The 16,241-nt window shown below is 59.6% G+C and carries 17 protein-coding genes; 7 read left to right on the forward strand and 10 right to left on the reverse strand.

The annotated features are described in order from the left end of the window. Positions 1-97 precede the first annotated feature (97 nt). Together BK667_RS04700 and BK667_RS04705 are read right to left on the reverse strand one after the other, a co-directional pair. Positions 98-592, reverse strand: a complete 495-nt coding sequence (locus BK667_RS04700; protein WP_123596925.1) for a PaaI family thioesterase — start codon at positions 590-592, stop codon at positions 98-100. A 64-nt stretch (positions 593-656) separates the two neighbouring features. Then, positions 657-1,808, reverse strand: a complete 1,152-nt coding sequence (locus tag BK667_RS04705) for a GGDEF domain-containing protein (protein ID WP_123596926.1) — start codon at positions 1,806-1,808, stop codon at positions 657-659. Between the two features lie 165 nt (positions 1,809-1,973). On the opposite strand from BK667_RS04705, the gene BK667_RS04710 reads away from it, so the two are divergent. Beyond that, positions 1,974-2,408 (forward strand): GNAT family N-acetyltransferase, encoded by a 435-nt coding sequence (locus tag BK667_RS04710; RefSeq protein ID WP_123596927.1) that lies wholly within the window; start codon positions 1,974-1,976, stop codon positions 2,406-2,408. Between the two features lie 20 nt (positions 2,409-2,428). On the opposite strand, the gene BK667_RS04715 is transcribed toward BK667_RS04710, so the two are convergent. Continuing rightward, positions 2,429-2,914, reverse strand: a complete 486-nt coding sequence (locus BK667_RS04715; RefSeq protein WP_123596928.1) for a GNAT family N-acetyltransferase — start codon at positions 2,912-2,914, stop codon at positions 2,429-2,431. Positions 2,915-3,185: 271 nt separating this feature from the next. On the opposite strand from BK667_RS04715, the gene BK667_RS04720 reads away from it, so the two are divergent. Beyond that, positions 3,186-4,058 (forward strand): DNA/RNA non-specific endonuclease, encoded by an 873-nt coding sequence (locus BK667_RS04720; RefSeq protein ID WP_123596929.1) that lies wholly within the window; start codon positions 3,186-3,188, stop codon positions 4,056-4,058. A 46-nt stretch (positions 4,059-4,104) separates the two neighbouring features. On the opposite strand, the gene BK667_RS04725 is transcribed toward BK667_RS04720, so the two are convergent. From BK667_RS04725 to BK667_RS04735, 3 genes are all read right to left on the reverse strand, one after another. Further along, positions 4,105-6,573, reverse strand: a complete 2,469-nt coding sequence (locus BK667_RS04725; protein ID WP_123596930.1) for a hypothetical protein — start codon at positions 6,571-6,573, stop codon at positions 4,105-4,107. Continuing rightward, complete coding sequence (locus tag BK667_RS04730; RefSeq protein ID WP_123596940.1) at positions 6,574-6,939, reverse strand: hypothetical protein; 366 nt, start codon at positions 6,937-6,939, stop codon at positions 6,574-6,576. 64 nt (positions 6,940-7,003) lie between these two features. Next, positions 7,004-7,933, reverse strand: coding sequence for a DMT family transporter (locus BK667_RS04735; RefSeq protein ID WP_123596931.1), 930 nt, complete (start codon positions 7,931-7,933; stop codon positions 7,004-7,006). A gap of 74 nt (positions 7,934-8,007) precedes the next feature. Here BK667_RS04735 and BK667_RS04740 point away from each other — a divergent pair, with 74 nt between their 5' ends. Together BK667_RS04740 and BK667_RS04745 are read left to right on the forward strand one after the other, a co-directional pair. Further along, positions 8,008-8,856: a LysR family transcriptional regulator gene (locus tag BK667_RS04740; RefSeq protein WP_123514881.1), complete on the forward strand. Its 849-nt coding sequence runs from the start codon at positions 8,008-8,010 to the stop codon at positions 8,854-8,856. Positions 8,857-8,996: 140 nt separating this feature from the next. Further along, positions 8,997-10,916: a tyrosine-protein phosphatase gene (locus BK667_RS04745; protein ID WP_123596932.1), complete on the forward strand. Its 1,920-nt coding sequence runs from the start codon at positions 8,997-8,999 to the stop codon at positions 10,914-10,916. A 368-nt stretch (positions 10,917-11,284) separates the two neighbouring features. Here BK667_RS04745 and BK667_RS04750 read toward each other — a convergent pair whose 3' ends face one another. The 3 genes from BK667_RS04750 to BK667_RS04760 all read right to left on the reverse strand — a co-directional run bounded on the left by BK667_RS04750 (position 11,285) and on the right by BK667_RS04760 (position 13,474). Continuing rightward, entirely contained in the window at positions 11,285-12,211 is a 927-nt protein-coding gene (locus BK667_RS04750; protein WP_375538776.1) for an AraC family transcriptional regulator, read from the reverse strand. Positions 12,212-12,439: 228 nt separating this feature from the next. Next, positions 12,440-13,309, reverse strand: a complete 870-nt coding sequence (locus tag BK667_RS04755) for a hypothetical protein (protein ID WP_259697852.1) — start codon at positions 13,307-13,309, stop codon at positions 12,440-12,442. Positions 13,310-13,312: 3 nt separating this feature from the next. Beyond that, entirely contained in the window at positions 13,313-13,474 is a 162-nt protein-coding gene (locus tag BK667_RS04760; protein ID WP_123596933.1) for a DUF2986 domain-containing protein, read from the reverse strand. 165 nt (positions 13,475-13,639) lie between these two features. On the opposite strand from BK667_RS04760, the gene BK667_RS04765 reads away from it, so the two are divergent. Beyond that, positions 13,640-14,017 (forward strand): hypothetical protein, encoded by a 378-nt coding sequence (locus tag BK667_RS04765; protein ID WP_123596934.1) that lies wholly within the window; start codon positions 13,640-13,642, stop codon positions 14,015-14,017. 167 nt (positions 14,018-14,184) lie between these two features. Here BK667_RS04765 and BK667_RS04770 read toward each other — a convergent pair whose 3' ends face one another. After that, positions 14,185-14,553 (reverse strand): DUF6124 family protein, encoded by a 369-nt coding sequence (locus BK667_RS04770; RefSeq protein WP_123596935.1) that lies wholly within the window; start codon positions 14,551-14,553, stop codon positions 14,185-14,187. Positions 14,554-15,156: 603 nt separating this feature from the next. Between BK667_RS04770 and BK667_RS04780 the strand changes: the two genes are divergently transcribed. Together BK667_RS04780 and BK667_RS04785 are read left to right on the forward strand one after the other, a co-directional pair. After that, complete coding sequence (locus BK667_RS04780) at positions 15,157-15,714, forward strand: dihydrofolate reductase family protein (protein WP_123596936.1); 558 nt, start codon at positions 15,157-15,159, stop codon at positions 15,712-15,714. Then, positions 15,692-16,114: an SgcJ/EcaC family oxidoreductase gene (locus BK667_RS04785; RefSeq protein WP_123514856.1), complete on the forward strand. Its 423-nt coding sequence runs from the start codon at positions 15,692-15,694 to the stop codon at positions 16,112-16,114. The genes BK667_RS04780 and BK667_RS04785 overlap by 23 nt, the downstream gene beginning before the upstream one ends. The last annotated feature ends 127 nt before the right edge of the window (positions 16,115-16,241 follow it).

The following is a 16,241-nucleotide window of genomic DNA, read 5'->3' on the forward strand; positions in this document are numbered from 1 at the left end:
CTCTCAAAATGGCTGTTCATGATGGTTCTCGTTGTACGGTGTTGCGAACTGGCGCTATTTAACACCAAGCGGCGAGTCGGGGCATCGGCGAAATGGCTTATCGACCGTGGGCCGCGTCCGCGAGTTGCCCGGTGTCCACCCGCACGAACGTCGAGTCGCCAATCGCGGTGAGCACCTCGCCCGCGTAAACCTCGCAGACCACCCGGGTCTTGCGTCCGACCTCGCCCTCGACTCTCGCCCGCAAGGTCAGCGTTACCCCCATGGGTGTCGGTTTGATGAACTTGATCCCGAGGTTGCCGGTGACGCAATCGATGCGCGGCAGGCTTCCGGCCTCACGCTGTTCCGCCCGGTAGTGATAGGCCATCGCCGTCCAGTTGGAGTGGCAATCGACCAGCATCGCGATCAGGCCGCCGTAGACCAGATCCGGCCAACCGCAGTATTTGGCATCGGGGATGTGCTCGGCGATCACCTGCACGCCGTCCTCGTGCCAGACACTTTTGACGTGCAACCCATGGGGATTGCGGCCGCCGCAGCCGTAACACACGCCTTCGGGGGCGGCGAGGTCTTGCAGGGGCGTTTCGATAAGGGACATGACGATCATCCTGAACAAGGTGAGCCTGAGTTCGGCGGATTTTAACGCCGAATCCGCTCGAGAATTAAAGCGTCCGATCAACCAGCCGGATGCTGTTGCGTCCGCCGCGTTTGGAGGCGTAAAGCGCAGCGTCGCCTTGCTCGATCAATGCCGCCAGACTGGCGGGCGGCTGGTCGAAGAGGTCGGCGCCGATGCTCAGCGTCACCGGTTCGGGCGTGGCGAAGGTCTGTGAGGCGGTTTGCTGAAACTGTTCGCGCAACGCGTTGCCAAGGCTGATGACCCGCTCGTTCGAGGCGTTACTCAACAGGACGACGAACTCGTCACCGCCAAGTCGGGCCACCAGCGCATCGTCGGGCAGCACCGAACGAATCATCTCGCTCAACGCGACCAGCAACCGGTCGCCGGCGGTATGGCCGTACAGGTCGTTGACCAGTTTGAAGTTGTCGATATCGATCAGCAGCAAGGCGCCGGGGCGAGTCAATGAGACGTCCTCCAGCAGACGCGGTGCCCGCATTTCGAGGGCGCGACGGTTGTACAGGGCGGTCAACGGGTCGCGAGCGGCGAGGTGGGCAATCTGTTTCTCCCGTCGATAGCGCTCGGTGCCGGTCATCGACAGCGCGATCAGCATGATCGCCATCACACCTTCGACCAGGGAAATCTGAATGATCGCGCCACGCAACGCGGCCAGATCGATGAGCGTGCCGGGAATCACCGCCGTCAGTGCCTTGGCCACATAGAAAACCCCGTGGGCCAGCAGCACATAACGCAGCTGCACCGCGCCGACGCTCAACGACTTGCCATGGGGACGCAGAAGGAAGCTGGCCCTGAGCGTCGACAGGGCAACCAGCAACGAGTTGACCAGCAACATGACTTTCGACCACGTGGGCCCGTCCGGCACCAGCAGCATGGCCAGCCACGCGATGAACATCAGCGCCCAGCCACGGGAAAGACGTGTTTGTGTGAAGCGCGCGACACCCAGCAAGAACAGAAAGTGCGCGATCACCAGCAGACCGTTGGCGAACCAGATACCGATGAACAGAAAGCCGCTGCTGCGCAGCAGGGCGAGGGTGGAACCCACGGTGATCGTGGCAAATCCCGCGCTCCAGAACAGCAGCGAAGGCTCGCGAATGCTGCGCCATTCGATCGCCAGGTACAGCGCGGCAGCCGCTGCAAGGGCGACCGAGAGTGTCAACATCGTGGACGGGTCGAGCGGCATGTCCTGGCGGGCCTGTCTTTTTGCGCGAAGAAACCGCGATTGTAGTCGTTCGCGGTTATTTTTCGCAGAGGGCCTGTCTGCACGCTTCACAGCAGGTAGTCGTTAACCTCTAGCGGCTTCTGCTAGTCTGCCGAACCCGCCCGTTGCCCAAGCAAGGCTCAATCAATGTTCACTCTTCGTGTCATGACCCTGGACGATTACGATGCCGTGATCGATCTCATGAAGCGTACGCCAGGCGTGTCCCTGCGTGATGCCGACTCCCGTGAATCGACCTCGAAGTATCTGGAACGTAATCCCGGGATGAGCTTCGTTGCGCAGGTGCAGGGCGTTATCGGCGGTTGCGTGATGTGCGGACACGACGGCCGGCGAGGGTATTTGCAGCATTTGGTGGTCCTGCCGCAGCATCGGCGGCAAGGCATCGCCAATGCGTTGGTAGACCGTTGTCTTGCGCGTCTCGAGGCGCTCGGCATCCTTAAATGTCATCTCGATGTGTTCAAGACTAATGCACTGGCGGCTGATTATTGGCGCAGTCAGGGTTGGCAGCTGAGGACCGATATCGATCGGTATTCGTTTACCCGGTCGGGTAATGAAAACGTGTGACCGAGCGCTTCGGGGCGCAGTCAGTTGCGCACAACCCAGAACATTGTCTGAACCCTGATATGCGGATGACTTTCCAGAGGTTCCCATTCATCCATGAATGTAAAACCCTGCTTCAGATAGAAGTTCGCAGCCCTGGCGTTGTCGGGAGAGACGTCCAGGAAAACCCGATCATATCCTTTGCCCATCGCGCGGGATTTCACCGCTTCCACCAATTGAATGGCCACGCCGGAACCACGGGCGGCGGGTTCAACCCACATTCCGATCAAGTTGTAGCGATTCGCCTGGCTGATCGCGGCACCGATCATGCCTACCGGCTTATCGTCTTCGAAAGCCAACCAGAATTGCGTTCCGCTGACTGACGAGGCGCGATCTTTCCACTGTTCGTCCGTGTAATGGGCGGCGGTCTGGTAGCTCACACCGAACGCTGTCGGCGTGTCCAACAGCGCGGCGAGACGGACTTGCTTCAACAGCGCCCAGTCTTTTTCTTCCGTGAGTCGAATGTCCATGTTTTTCCTGAGAGTGCCAGACTGCATCGTCGTATAAGAATGTCGAGGGGGAAACGTACGCACTGCCCAGCACTAAAACGGCAAGTCATGGTCAATAATCCCCGCACGACCGTCAGCGGTCATACTGCCCGGAGCCGACCGGATCCGCATCGGTATTTTGATCAAGGACAGTGAAAGCATGCTCGCCGCACAATAATCAGCCTCTGCCTGGTTCCGTCAATCGGGACTCGCCGTACGTTTACTCCTCCCTCCAAATCGAAGAATTTAAAGCATGCACCTACGCAAAATTGCAGTTGGGCTGTCGGCCCTTGTTTTGCTCTCGACCGGCGCGCAAGCCCGTAGTCTGCTGGACCTCCTCAAGCCGCCCACGCAGCATCAGACACAAACCTCTCACTCGGGCTCGATCAGCCAGAACTCGGCCCTGGACCTCTATTCAAACAAGCAGAAACAGGCCTCGTTCGACGGTTGCGCCGATCTGTTTCCGGCAGCGAAACCGATCAACACGGCCACGGTGCCAGCGACCATGAAACCGCTGGCGTTGTGTTCCGACAATTTTGCGGTGCTGTACTCGCAGACCAGCAAGACGCCGCTGGTGGTGGTCGAACGCCTTAACTCGGCCCAGTTGCAGGATGCCAAAGGCGAAGAGCGCACCAATCAGTTCTACCCGGATCCACGCATCCCCAAGAGCGGGCGGGCCGAGTTGAGTGATTACCGCAGCCAGCATCCGGCCGTGGACCGTGGCCATCAATCCCCGGCCGCCGATGCGCCGAGCCCCAATGCCATGGCCCAGTCCTTTGCACTGTCGAACATGGTGCCGCAAGACCCGACCAACAACCGCAAGATCTGGAGCAAGGTCGAGGCGGATGTCAGGAAGTTTGCCAAACGCGCCGATGGCAATGTGTTTGTCTTCACCGGCCCGATCTTTGACTCAGGCCACGGCACCATCGGCGACAACAAGGTCTGGGTGCCGACCCGCCTGTTCAAACTCGTCTACGACGCATCCTCCCAGCGTGCCTGGGCCTATGTCCTGCCCAACGCTGAAACCCGTATCGAGAGACCGATGGACTATGACGCGTTCGTGAAGAGCACCGGGCTCAAGTTGCTGGGGAATCTTCCGGTCTCAGGTTCGGTAGGGCGCTCTTAAACAAGAAAGGGACAGATCAATCTGTCCCTTTTTTTACCCGGCGTGACTAGCGCCAATGACTCAACGCCGAGGTGTCCAAGGCTTGCCATGCTTCGGCATTCCCCAATTGATCCTTCGTCAGCCAAAGCCCCGCGCTCGGGCAGAGGGACTCGGCGGGAAGTGCCAACAGGTCGCTCAACTTCAGCACGGTGGTTGAGCCCCGGTCTGTTTCATCCTCGGCTTCCCAGTCGCGCAGAAACACACGCACCGTCAAGGCGTCGTGCTTGAAACTTTCAAACTGCGGTCGATTGTGCAGCCACTGCGGTGACTGCCTCAAGGTTCGCGCTTGGACATCCAGCAGCAAAACCTGCCAGGCCAAGTGACCGCCGTGGTCATCGTCGATGTCGGTATGGAGTCGAGTCAGGGCGAGATAACGTGCGTCCCCGGACCAGATCATCGAAGGTGCGAGATCGCTGATGGCGCAACCCGACGCGGTCAGCAAATGCCCGCCCAGACGTGGGCTCTGGACCCGTAGCCAACTGTCGGCGTATTCGGTTTCACACCCGAACAGCCACGCGGCATCTTTATCCGTCGGTGCTGGCTGGACAAAATTGCCATCGGCTATTGCAGACTGTGGGTGTTTGACCAAGCGCCAATCGGGGAGGGTGGTCAGGCCTTGTGGGCTGACATTCAGCTCGCACCACTCATAGTAAAGTCGCGAATCCGGACGAGGCTGGCAGAATTCAGCGGCATCGTTCGCCTCGGGTGGCGCTTGATTGAAGCGCTGCAATGGGCTGCTTTGCAGGTCCTGATCCAGCCGCCCGCGAATCACGGCCACGCTCAGTCGCGGTCCACGAAAGTCCAGCAATCGCGCGGGCAACAGAGGCGGACTGTTCAGCAATTGCCGCGCCTGCGCGTCGGCCACCACCACATGCCCTGCCACGGCGGGCGGCTCGGCGAACGGGATCAAGGCGATGTAGCGTCCGCTGTCTGAAACCCGATGATCGAGCAGCCATACGCCCGGTAACGTCCAGTCGCCAATCCTGCAGGAATACCCCCCGAGCCCCACGCTGTTGTCTTGCTGCCAGATGAATTGAGCGCGCGTCTTACCCGTCAAGGGTGCCGACTCGACCACCGTCGCGCCGCGCTGTCCTTCGCCCGCCAGCGGCACGGCCAACTGCACGCGCGTCAGTTGCCGCTCCGCCACCTGTATCCGGCCGTTTGGCGCATGACCGACCTGGGAATCACAGTCGCTGTGGATGCTGTACAAGCCGTAACCATAGCGACCGCGATCAGGTTGCGGGTAGTCGAAGTAAGACGATAGCCGCAGGCAGTGATCATCCAGCGCCAGCGGTTCGCTCCAGCCCAGGGAAGGTTCATTGTCGGTGGAGATCCACGGGCAAGGCAGTGTTTGCCAGCCTCGGTCTGCGTGCCAGAGCCAGTAGTCGACGGCTTGATCTTCACCCATCCGCGCGCGGCAGGCGAAGGAACGACTGTCGGGATTCCAGAGGATGACGGTATCGGCCCTGATCAGCAGCGAAGTGGGCTCACCGTTAATGTTCACGCGGTATTCCGGGTTCCGCAGCGGGTCCCAGGGCTGCGGCAATTCACGCAAGCTGAGCGGTAGCGCCAGACGGGCGTCCAGACGTTGCTGCCCATCCGGGGACGTATGTCGGAGCGTTTCGTTCTCAAGGTTTTTTTGCCAGTCACCCGGCTCAAGCCAGAGATCAGCAACGGGCACCAGATCGACCCTTTGCGCCGTCGCCAGCAGTTGCTCCAGGCTGATCGCCCTCGCGCCATTGTCGACCAGAGGGCTGTAACGCCCGCTCAGGGTGCCGTCGTTAAAGGCATCCAGTTCCCAGAATTCATCACACGCACACTGGTAGAGCTGGCGCAGCTGTCGATCCAGAATCACCAACCCCCAGGCCTGGCGCGAGGGCAGCGGTGCGGCGAAATAGCGCCCGTCATTGGAGAAACGCGCCGACGCCCCAAGGCTTTGGAGCAGCACGCCATCGGGGAACAGGTAATCGCACAGGACGGGCCCGCCCATGGCGATTTCACTGTAGTTGAACACCCTGATGGGCTCGCCTTCGGGTGTTTGTCGGGGTTCGTCCCCGCCCCAGGCACTGGCGCCGGAAGACTGACCGGGCGCTAGCGGCGACGACTTGGCCGGCGTCTTTTCGGCCAAGCCAAAACGCCGTTCCAGATGACTGACGCTCGCCAGCCCGAAAAACATCACCGCCGCGGCCCCCGCGATGTCCCAGTACGCCGGCAACGCACGGCCCAGATTAAAACCCAGGCCGATGGCGGCAGAGGTCATTAACCGCGCAACCCCTCGGCCAGTTCGTGGCCAACCGGCCCGCGCTGTCAGCCACATCAAGGCTGCACACCCCAGCACCACACCGAGCGCCCACAGCAACGGTATGACCGTCACGAGGAAAATCGGGATCAACAGCACGGCGATTTGCCAAAGCAGATCGAGCAGTAATCGAGGCAGGCTTTTTTCGTCAGCGTTTTGTTCGGAAGAGGAACTCATTTAGCGGCCACCCAATGGGTAGTGTTTGATGCGGCACGGATAATCATTGCCATCGCCTTTGCAGATGCCATCCAGATAGCGGTAATCCATGCGCACCGACTGCCCTTTGATGGGCCATTGACGGCGTGGAAGCGTGGTTTGATAGTCGGTCGTTTCCGGGGCGAACGTGAGCGTCGTCCCGACCTCCGGGCATTCTGCCGTGGTCGATGCCGGGCTGACTTTCAAGACTTGGGCCTGTAGCTGTGTAGAGGGACGTTTCACTACCTCAGTGATCCGTAGCTCCAACGCGCAAATTTGCCACGTTGATGCGTGTACGGGTATGCACACTACCAAGAGTGTCAAAACAAGTAGCACACGAATGTTCATCATTGCCCTTACCTGGACGACGGATGAGTGATTCTGGCAGTAACTCAGAGGGTGCGGAATATTTTCAACGTGATCGAGCCTCCGCTCGCAGCACCATCCAGATGCCAATCCCGGATACGGCCACGCCCGACACCATTTGCCAGGAAAGCGCTTCCCCAAACATCGCCCAAGCCCAAAGCATCGTCACCGGTGGGCTCAGGTATAAAACACTGGCAACCCGGGTCGCCGTCGCGCGACGCAGGCACAGCCAATAAAGCCCATATCCGCCCATGGTCGACAGCCCTACCGTCCACAGCACACTCATGACAAACCCTGTACTGGGGATCGGCGCCAGGCTGCCCTGCGTTCCCTCGGCAATGGCAAAGGCGATGCTCGACACACAACATTGCAGCCACAGGTTGGGCAGCAGACCCAGCGACTCCGACGCGGGCAAACGTTTCTGCCACAGGGTCGCGATGGCGAGGGACAACATGCCGAGCAACGGAAGACCATAAGCCCATAACGGCGCGTCACCCCACGCCAGCGCACCGTGGGTCACCAGCACCACGCCGACCAGGCCGATGACCAGTCCTGCCCAGACTTGCCAGGCGAGTCGTTGGCCAAGTACCACTGCGGCCAGCAACGCCATGCCCATCGGCAGCAAGTCGGCGAACAACGCGGCCAGGCCCGCCGGCACGCCGAGGGCGATGCCTTGGGTGACGCCGGCCAAGTAACCCGCCATGGCGAGCAGGCCGATGCCGGCGTTTTTCAGCAGCGCGGGCCAAGAGGTGCGGCGCAATTGTTTGGCGACGAAGGGCAACAGGATCAGCGTGACCACCACGCAGCGCCAAAACACCACCAATAAGACGGGCGCGTAATCAATCGAGAAGCGCGCGCCGACAAACCCGGAACTCCAGGTCAGAATCAACGCCGCCTCGAGTAAAGGCAGGGGAATAGCCTGACGCCAGTCTGGCGTGGCTTGCGGATGAGCGGTCATCGGAGTGTGCTGGTTCATCACCACAGGCTACGAAACCGGCGTAGTCTAATAAATCAAAATAAAGTGCAGCAGTCCTTCACGAAGATTGAATCATGACAGCAATACTCGATATCGAATTGGTCCGTACGTTTCACGCCGTGGCGCGGATCGGTAAATTCAGTGCGGCGGCCGAGCAACTGCATAAAAGCCCGGCGGCGGTGAGCGTGCACATCCAGCGACTTGAGGCGGTGGCGGGTGGCCGTTTGTTGAACCGCGATAATCAGTCCGTTTCCCTGACCGCACTGGGCAAGCGTCTGCTGGTGTCCACCACTGAGTTACTGAGCACCCATGACCGGGTGCTGGCCGATCTGCATGGCACGCATTTGGCGGGACGCATTACCCTGGGTGTTCCCGATGAATATGCCGTGCATGTCATCCGCGACATTCTGCCGATTTTCGCGGCCGCTTGGCCCAACGTGGTTCTGGAACTCAAGACCGCTCCAAGTGATGCGCTACGTGACCTGGTACAGCGTGGAAAGCTTCAGGCTGCGGTGCTTGCCCAGCCCAAGGGGCAACCGAGTGCGCACGTGCTCGTCTCGACCCTGCCTGTCTGGGTCGGGCCGATCCACACGACGGTGGCCTCAATGGACCCGCTGCCACTGGCCGTGCACGCAACGCAATGCCCGTATCGGCAAGCCATGATCGAGTCGCTCAAGCAAAGTGGTCGCCGCTCGCGGGTGGTGCTGGAAAGTCCCTCCAACCAGGCGATCAAGGCGTGTGTTGAGGCGGGATTGGCGATCAGTCTGATCGACCGTGCCTTTGTGACGGCAAACATGCAGATCCTCGACGGTTTGCCCGTCATTCCAGAGCATGAAATCGTGTTTATGCGCTCGCTGTCTTCACAGGACGATGAGGCGGTGAATCTACTTGCCCAGGCCATGCAGCAGCACTTTCGGCTCTGATAACCCTCCGCGCCACAGACAGAAAACGCACCCGCTGGACCAATCGCGCAGGCATTTTCATCCGTTGGCAATTTGTCATATTCGGTTTCATTTCAGTGCAGATAGTGGGCAGCCCAACGCGATTTGAATGAGGCTGCACCGTGTTTCAACGTCTTCTGTGTTCACTGTCCGTTTTGAGCCTGTCCATCGCCGCTGCCCAGGCCGCCGAAACCACTACCCTCGATACCCCGCAGCTTCGCAGCATCGATAATTTCCGTGATCTCGCCGGCACTACCACTGCGTATTCCACCGCCAATGACGGCACGATGCGCGCCGGTGTGTTCTATCGCTCCAATGCGCTGACGCCGTCTGCGGCGGATCTGGCCACGTTGAACGGCCTGGGCATCAAGGCTGTTTACGACCTGCGCACACCGACCGAGATTGCCGGCACCCCCGACACGCTGCTCACGGGGGCGACCTACGAGAACATCGACATCATCGGCAGCACCACGTCCGGCTCGAACATCACCACGGTCTCGTTCACCAGCGCCGCCGATGCCATCGCCATGATGCAGCAGACCAACCGGGCGTTCGTCAGCGATGCGGGGATGCGCGGCCAATTCACTCGGCTGTTCAATGAGCTGGCCAGTGTCGATGGCGCCGCGCTGTTCCATTGCACCGCCGGCAAGGACCGAACGGGTTGGACCGCCGCCGTGTTGTTGAGCATTGCCGGGGTCGATAGCGCCACGATCATGGGCAACTACCTGGCGACCAACGACTACACCGCCGCGCGCATGAAAGCGACATTGGCGGCCATGCCGGCGAGTATGGCGGCGATCTACGCGCCGTTACTCGGGGTCGAGGCCAGTTACCTGCAAGCGGGGCTGGATCAGGTCACCGCACAGTACGGCAGCATGGACAATTACCTCAAGCAAGGGCTGGGGTTGTCCCAGGAAACCCTCTACGTACTGCGCGGCAAAATGGTCGAATACAACAGCCTGCCGGGCCAGGCGGGGCTGATCGGTAACGCCGCCGCTGGGGCGCAGTTGTTGCAACAGTTGCAGAACAGCAATCTGTCCGGCACCTACAGCGCCTACAACTATTACCTGCAATCGGCGATTGATGCCGGCACGCTCGGCGGGGTCGAATCCACGGTCGGGGGCCAGGTGCATGCGGACGCCGCGAGTTATCTGCTGCGCCAAGGGGCGATGATTGATCAGGCCGCCGCGCCGTTCATCAGCGGCACTGACCTCAAGGTCGGCCAATACCGTTTGTGGAGCACCGCGTTGGCGGGCTATCTGGGGAGTGATGGCTCGTCCCACGCCGCCAGCAGTAATGAGCACAGCCAAGGCTTGATGGTGGGCCTGACCCAGCGCTTCTCCGAGCAACTCAGCGCCCATGGCGGTTTTGGCTACAGTCGCGGAAATGTCGGCGGGGTGGGTGGTGAGGTGGATACTGACCTGACGTTCTTCTCCGTCGGCGCTCGTTACGCGCTGGACGGTCTGGAGCGCGGCTTGTTTGTAGATGCGGACGTCAATGCCGGATGGCTCGATTACGACAGCAAACGCGACCTCGGTGGCGGACTCGGTTCGGCCAAGGGCGACAGCCATGGCAACCTCACCGGCGCAACCCTGGCGCTGGGCTATCGCTTGCCGCTGAGCAGCATGATTCTCGAACCAAGCCTCGGCGTGCGCGTCAGCCATTTGGACTTGTCGGGCTTCAAGGAGAAGGGCAGCGAACTGGCCCTGGATGTCGACGGCATCCAGGCCACCCGCCGCAGTGCCGTGGCCAACCTCAAGGCATCGTTTGCACCGATTGGTATGGGCGCGTGGAACCTGGTGCCGGGTGTCGAAGTGGGCTACGAGCGTGTGCTGGGCGATCACACCGTCGACAGCGAAGGCCACTTGTTGGGACTTGATATTGAACAGCGTGCGGCGTTCGATAATCGCGATCAGTTCAGTGGCGGGGTCAACCTCATGGCCAATCTTGGCGCACTGAGCCTAGGGGCGGAAGTCGGTGCCAGCGGTGGCGGTGACAGCCATGGCTTCAGTGGCAGCCTCAAGGCCAGCTACCTGTTCTGACGGATGTAGTGACCCAGAGCAAAACCCCAATCCCCTGTGGGAGCGAGCAAGCTCACTCCCACATTGGATTTTCGCAAATCCCCCTGTGGGAGCGTGGCTTGCCCGCGAAGAGGCCGGCACATGCAGCATTGATGTCGACTGACAGTCCGCCTTCGTGAGCAAGCTCACTCCCACATTGGTTTGGTGTTATTCGCAGGTATTGCGCCCGACACCGGCCCCTGTGGGAGCGAGCCTGCTCGCGAAGGCGATGACACAGTCAAAAACTACATGCCTGACACACCGCTTTCGCGAGCAGGCTCGCTCCCACAGTTTTTGTATTGTGGTGAACCGAGAATTTGAGTACACCACATCCCCCTGTGGGAGCGGTGTTAGCGCCGGCGGTTTTTCACATCCGCCGGGCTGATGCCGTAGGCATTCTGAAAATACTGGCAAAACCTGCCGACATTGCTGAAGCCATATCGCAGGGCCACATCGGTCACGGATGTAGAGGTGTCGTCTACAAGCGCAGCATAAGCCCGCTCCAGCCGCACCTGCCGCTGATACGCCACAATCGACGTCCCCACAAACCGCCGAAACCCATCCTGCAATGCACGTTGGCTGACGTTGCTCAGCCGCGCCAGGTCCGTGCCGCTGACCAGATTGTCGGGATGTTCCTGAATGTACTCGATCGCCAACTTCACATGCCGTGGCGCAATCTGTGGGGCAGGGCGGCGCAGGGCCTGGGTGAAGTTGTGCGGCCAGGCTTCCAGCACCGCATCCACCAGCATTTCCCGCAGGCGCGACGGCATCAGCGTGCCGGCGTTGATCAGCAAGTCGAATTCGGTCCCCGTGGCCAAGTCGATCAAGGCCTTGATGCCCTGGAAGGCCGGAGCATTCAGGTCCACCTCAGGCTCGAAAATCACCTTCTGCAAAATCGGCTTGCCCAGCAACGTCGACAACCGCTCGGTGAGCAGCCCACGCTTGATCGAAATCCCGTGCTGCGCATGGTTGTCGATGAAGCGCATCGAGCGAATATCAGCCTTGTCGATGGCCAAACCCACATGGGCGACGCCGACCGATTCGGCCCCGTGGTTGAAAACAATCTTGCCAGCAGTGGGAATGACGAAGGTGATTTCATCCACCGGATCGGGAAACGCCACGCTGAAATCGCCCCGGTAATGCATGCGCCGAAAACTCACGCCCTCATGCCGACCGTACACGCCACCGATGATGATGTGCCCCGGCGGGGGCGGCGTGTCGGCATAGCGGTTGCCGAACATCTTCGAGAACAACGCGCCAAAGTCGTCGCAGCGCATGTCGTTGGACCGGAGGATGATTTGCTGGCGGGTCGAGGTTGAGAACACCTTGAGGGATACCTTGAGTCGGGCAATGGGGCAGGGCGAGAGCGCGCGGGGACGATAGCAGGCTGGGGGTGACAGGTTTGTGACGATGTAGGCGCGAGGCTTGCCCGCGAAGGCGGTATGTCAATAACGATGATGTCGACTGACACGCCGCTTTCGCGGGCAAGCCTCGCTCCTACAGGGTTAGCCTTGCGCCTTGTCCACCAGCCGCTGCACCCACTCGGTGTCCTGCGGATTGACCACGGCATAGCGGTCCGGCGGGAAAAAGGTCCAGTGATGGGCGACTTCGACCAAGCGTTTGAGCTCATCGGCAGACAGCCAATACTGCGTGTCCACCAAGGGCATCGGCGCGCCGCTGAAACGCTGTCCTAGAGACAGATGAGTACCGGGGGCAAAGGCGATCGCCAGTTCCTGGCCGGGTCGCAGTTGCTTGTCCGGCGTAGGCATTTTCCCCTCCCGTGCGTAGGTGAAGTTGCCCGGATATTGTTCCTTCAGTACCAACCAATGGCCCGCAGTGGTTTTGGCCACGACCCATTGCGACACACCGCTGTCTTGCACACTTTCGAGCTTGTCGTTTTTCCACTGCATGAGCGTGTTGCAGTCCGGATCGTAATCCGAGGACCACAGGTTAATGCCGGATTCCAGGGTATGACGCTCAAGCTTGACCCGCCCTTGATCGGGCATGGATTGCCAATAGCGTTTGGTCGGATCGCGGGTGTCGCGCAAATAATTGCGCAGTGCCCAGGTCGTCATGAACAGCAGCGTTGCGAACACCAGCCAGCCGAAAGAGGCCCCGACGATCCGGTCGATATCCAGATCGGCAGCGAACAACGACCGATAGAACAACAGGCCGACTAAAAACAAAATACCCGGCAGAACCGGGCCAAAGCACAACGGCGCAAGTAACACCACGATCCAGCTGAAACGATGCCCGGACGCACGCTCCCACGCCCAGGCCTGTTCCTGGGCAAGCATCGGCGCCTGTTCCCGTGGGGCGATGCCAGGATCGGGCATCTGAAAGCGTATGTAGCGCGTGTAGGAATCGTCGCTCATGGATCAGCTTTCAGAGGAACTGACGGTGTCCTGATCGTCTTCAGCCGCCAGCTTCAACCGGTCGGCCTTGCTGATGTACTTATCCTTTTTTTGCGGTGCCAGTTTGGCATTGGCCTTCTTGGCTTTAGCCTTGAATAGCTGCTGTAACTTTTTTTGACGATTCATCTCGTTCTACCGGGCTTGAAAACCCGCGAATGATAGCCGAAATAGGGGACGGATTTATTTAATAGATCTGTGCCGTTATCCGAAAAAAAACGTTGTTGAATAGCTCTTTGCTACTACTCTGAGGTCGCATAGGTCATTTGCTGATAATCAAATGGAAGGCCAAGGATGAGCACGTTGGTACGATCCCTTACTGTAGAAATTTTCAATGCAAGCGGTGCTGACATTACTGTCAACTATGGCTGGGAGATAGCGCCGACGCCCGGCACGACGATCTGCGCAACCCAACAGCAAAGCTACATTAACGGTGTGACCGATGCCTTTACGCTTCTTGGAGGTCAGATCTTGCTGACGCCCGCCGCTGGCGGCAGCATCAACCCTGTATGGACCTGGCCGTCGGGCGCCCCGGTCTCTGGCAGTGTGAACAATACGGCAACGAATCTCGCCGTTACCAACCAGTTTATAAACACCCAAACCAATAACCCCACGATGCAGGTAACTATTACCAATGCGAGCACCAGCGCCAAGATCGTGCCGGCAGTGTAGAAGCGAAAAGGGGACGGATTTATTTACCGTTCATGCTGAAAATTTTGTAAACAACTCCAATCAAATGTGGGAGCGGGCTTGCTCGCGAAAGCGGTGTGTCAGGCGACAGGGTTATTGACTGTGCCGACGCCTTCGCGAGCAAGCTTCGCTCCTACAGTGCCCGGCTGCTACCCAGGCTTGTGGTTATCCAGTACGCGATTGACCGCTATCTCACCCATCATGATGACCTGCTGCAACAGCAACATCCTCTTGCGTTGCGGGCCTTCCATCAGCTCGGCGAAATCGCTGACCATGACACTGGCCGACGACAATGAATCGTAAGCCTGGACCAGCAACGTTTCGTCATCCACCGCTGCGTCGATGGTGAAGATGGTGCTGCGCTTGTGGGGCGGTATCTGCGTTTTCGTCGCCCCGGGTTTCAGGTAGAAGTCGAGCGCGCGGTCGGCCGCCTCTTTCATTTTCGTGGGGTCAAGATCTAGAGAGGCGTCGTAGGGTACTGGACCGGTATTCGGGGGATTGGGTGTAACTTTGAACATAGACAGAACTCCGATGCTGCTTAATTGGAGCCATCACCATCTCGCTACCAAACGGAGGGTGGCGGCCATACGGAGGTTGGTAGACCGGGCATCGGAACCGGCGCCCCCGAAGGAGCCCTACGCATGGCCACCATGAAGCCGCAGTCCCAAAAGGAGGACCACCAAAGGTGACGCTACGCGTCGATGCTGAGGGTCTACCAAACCCATCGCTGTTTTTCAGCGACGGATACACGATAAAACCCAAGCCCTAGACGCACAAGCCAGCGGATTCTGGCGTACGCGTAGGCAGCGGCGCAAGGCGTTGTAGCCGCTTATGACGTAACACCGAGTGTCTTTAAACAGCCGTCGTTAAACATGTTTAAGTGATGCAGGATCTGACGTCTTCGCGAGCAAGCTCGCTCCCACAGAAGGCCTCTGCCACACTCAAATCTCGCGAACAACACCAAACAAATGTGGGAGCGAGCCTGCTCGCGAAGGCAGTGTGTCAGTCGACATCTTCATTGCCTGACACTCCGCCTTCGCGAGCAAGCTCGCTCCCACAGGGTTCGGTGTTATTCGGCTTATGATCTTGAATAAATACGTCGTGTAAAAAAGGAGACCCTGATGACCACCGCACACGTCTTCATCGCCACCAGCCTCGACGGCTTCATCGCCCGGCCCGATGGCGACATCGATTGGCTATTGCAGCGCGACGACCCGACCGAAGATCACGGCTACCCAGCCTTCATCGCCGACAAAGACGTGATCGTCATGGGCCGGGGTAGCTACGAGAAAGTGCTGACCTTCGACACCTGGTTCTACGACCGACCCGTCGTGGTGCTGTCCCAACAACTGGCCAATTCGCCAGTGTCCGAAGCGCTGGAAGGCAAAGTGCGTTTCTCCAACCTCACACCCGCAAACCTGATGGACGAACTGGCAAAACAAGGCGTGCGCCGGGTCTATGTCGATGGCGGGCAATTGGTGCAATCCTTCCTGCGCGACGGACTAGTCACGGACATGGTGATAACCACCGTCCCCGTGCTGATCGGCTCAGGAAGACCCCTGTTCGGCGCCCTCGCGCAAGACATCGAATTGAAACTGGTCACCAGCCGCTGCTTTCCGTCGGGGTTGGTGCAGTCCACTTACCGGGTGGCCCCACATGACCAAAATGAAAAATCCTGAAGATGTGCCCGGTGCTTTCCAGGCAGCCTGGAACAACCACGACATGGCTGCGCTCGGAGACCTGTTCGATCCAGACGCGACGTTCGTGAACCGCTTCGGACACTATGTCCGAGGCATCGAACAGATCGTGGCACTCCACACACCCATCCACGAAACGATCTACCGCGACTCAACGCTGCTGAATGAGCTGATCGACGTTGACCCCGTTGCAGATGGAGTGGCCGTTATCCATTTCTGGAGTCGCCTGACAGCCGGCGCCGCGCATCCGGCCGGGCCACACGTTGTGGATACGCTGATTCTTGCCGTGCTGACGAGGCGGGGCGAGAACTGGCGGATTCGAGCGCTTGAGAATGTGACCCTTACAAATCCTCGGACGGGGGAGGCGGTTTTGCGGGGTTAGCGCGGCGCAGAGCTGGATCATGCGCAAACGGTTGCTCAGAGTGCGCGTCAATTTCACCGCTGACAGTCCGCTTTCGACCCAGGCTGTGTGAAAACACATTTTTATAACGATTCGGCCATGGGGGCAT

Source organism: Pseudomonas frederiksbergensis (assembly GCF_003732705.1).
In the GTDB taxonomy this organism is placed as follows: Bacteria; Pseudomonadota; Gammaproteobacteria; order Pseudomonadales; family Pseudomonadaceae; genus Aquipseudomonas; species Aquipseudomonas frederiksbergensis_F.

Coding starts and splice junctions, on each gene's coding strand:
- BK667_RS04700 (WP_123596925.1), bottom strand. CDS start 592: ATGTCCCTTATCGAAACGCCCCTGCAAGACCTCGCCGCCCCCGAAGGC.
- BK667_RS04755 (WP_259697852.1), bottom strand. CDS start 13,309: ATGAGCGACGATTCCTACACGCGCTACATACGCTTTCAGATGCCCGAT.
- BK667_RS04710 (WP_123596927.1), top strand. CDS start 1,974: ATGTTCACTCTTCGTGTCATGACCCTGGACGATTACGATGCCGTGATC.
- BK667_RS04740 (WP_123514881.1), top strand. CDS start 8,008: ATGACAGCAATACTCGATATCGAATTGGTCCGTACGTTTCACGCCGTG.
- BK667_RS04785 (WP_123514856.1), top strand. CDS start 15,692: ATGACCAAAATGAAAAATCCTGAAGATGTGCCCGGTGCTTTCCAGGCA.
- BK667_RS04735 (WP_123596931.1), bottom strand. CDS start 7,933: ATGAACCAGCACACTCCGATGACCGCTCATCCGCAAGCCACGCCAGAC.
- BK667_RS04725 (WP_123596930.1), bottom strand. CDS start 6,573: ATGAGTTCCTCTTCCGAACAAAACGCTGACGAAAAAAGCCTGCCTCGA.
- BK667_RS04720 (WP_123596929.1), top strand. CDS start 3,186: ATGCACCTACGCAAAATTGCAGTTGGGCTGTCGGCCCTTGTTTTGCTC.
- BK667_RS04780 (WP_123596936.1), top strand. CDS start 15,157: ATGACCACCGCACACGTCTTCATCGCCACCAGCCTCGACGGCTTCATC.
- BK667_RS04715 (WP_123596928.1), bottom strand. CDS start 2,914: ATGGACATTCGACTCACGGAAGAAAAAGACTGGGCGCTGTTGAAGCAA.
- BK667_RS04765 (WP_123596934.1), top strand. CDS start 13,640: ATGAGCACGTTGGTACGATCCCTTACTGTAGAAATTTTCAATGCAAGC.
- BK667_RS04730 (WP_123596940.1), bottom strand. CDS start 6,939: ATGAACATTCGTGTGCTACTTGTTTTGACACTCTTGGTAGTGTGCATA.
- BK667_RS04770 (WP_123596935.1), bottom strand. CDS start 14,553: ATGTTCAAAGTTACACCCAATCCCCCGAATACCGGTCCAGTACCCTAC.
- BK667_RS04750 (WP_375538776.1), bottom strand. CDS start 12,211: ATGCGCTGCGACGACTTTGGCGCGTTGTTCTCGAAGATGTTCGGCAAC.
- BK667_RS04705 (WP_123596926.1), bottom strand. CDS start 1,808: ATGCCGCTCGACCCGTCCACGATGTTGACACTCTCGGTCGCCCTTGCA.
- BK667_RS04760 (WP_123596933.1), bottom strand. CDS start 13,474: ATGAATCGTCAAAAAAAGTTACAGCAGCTATTCAAGGCTAAAGCCAAG.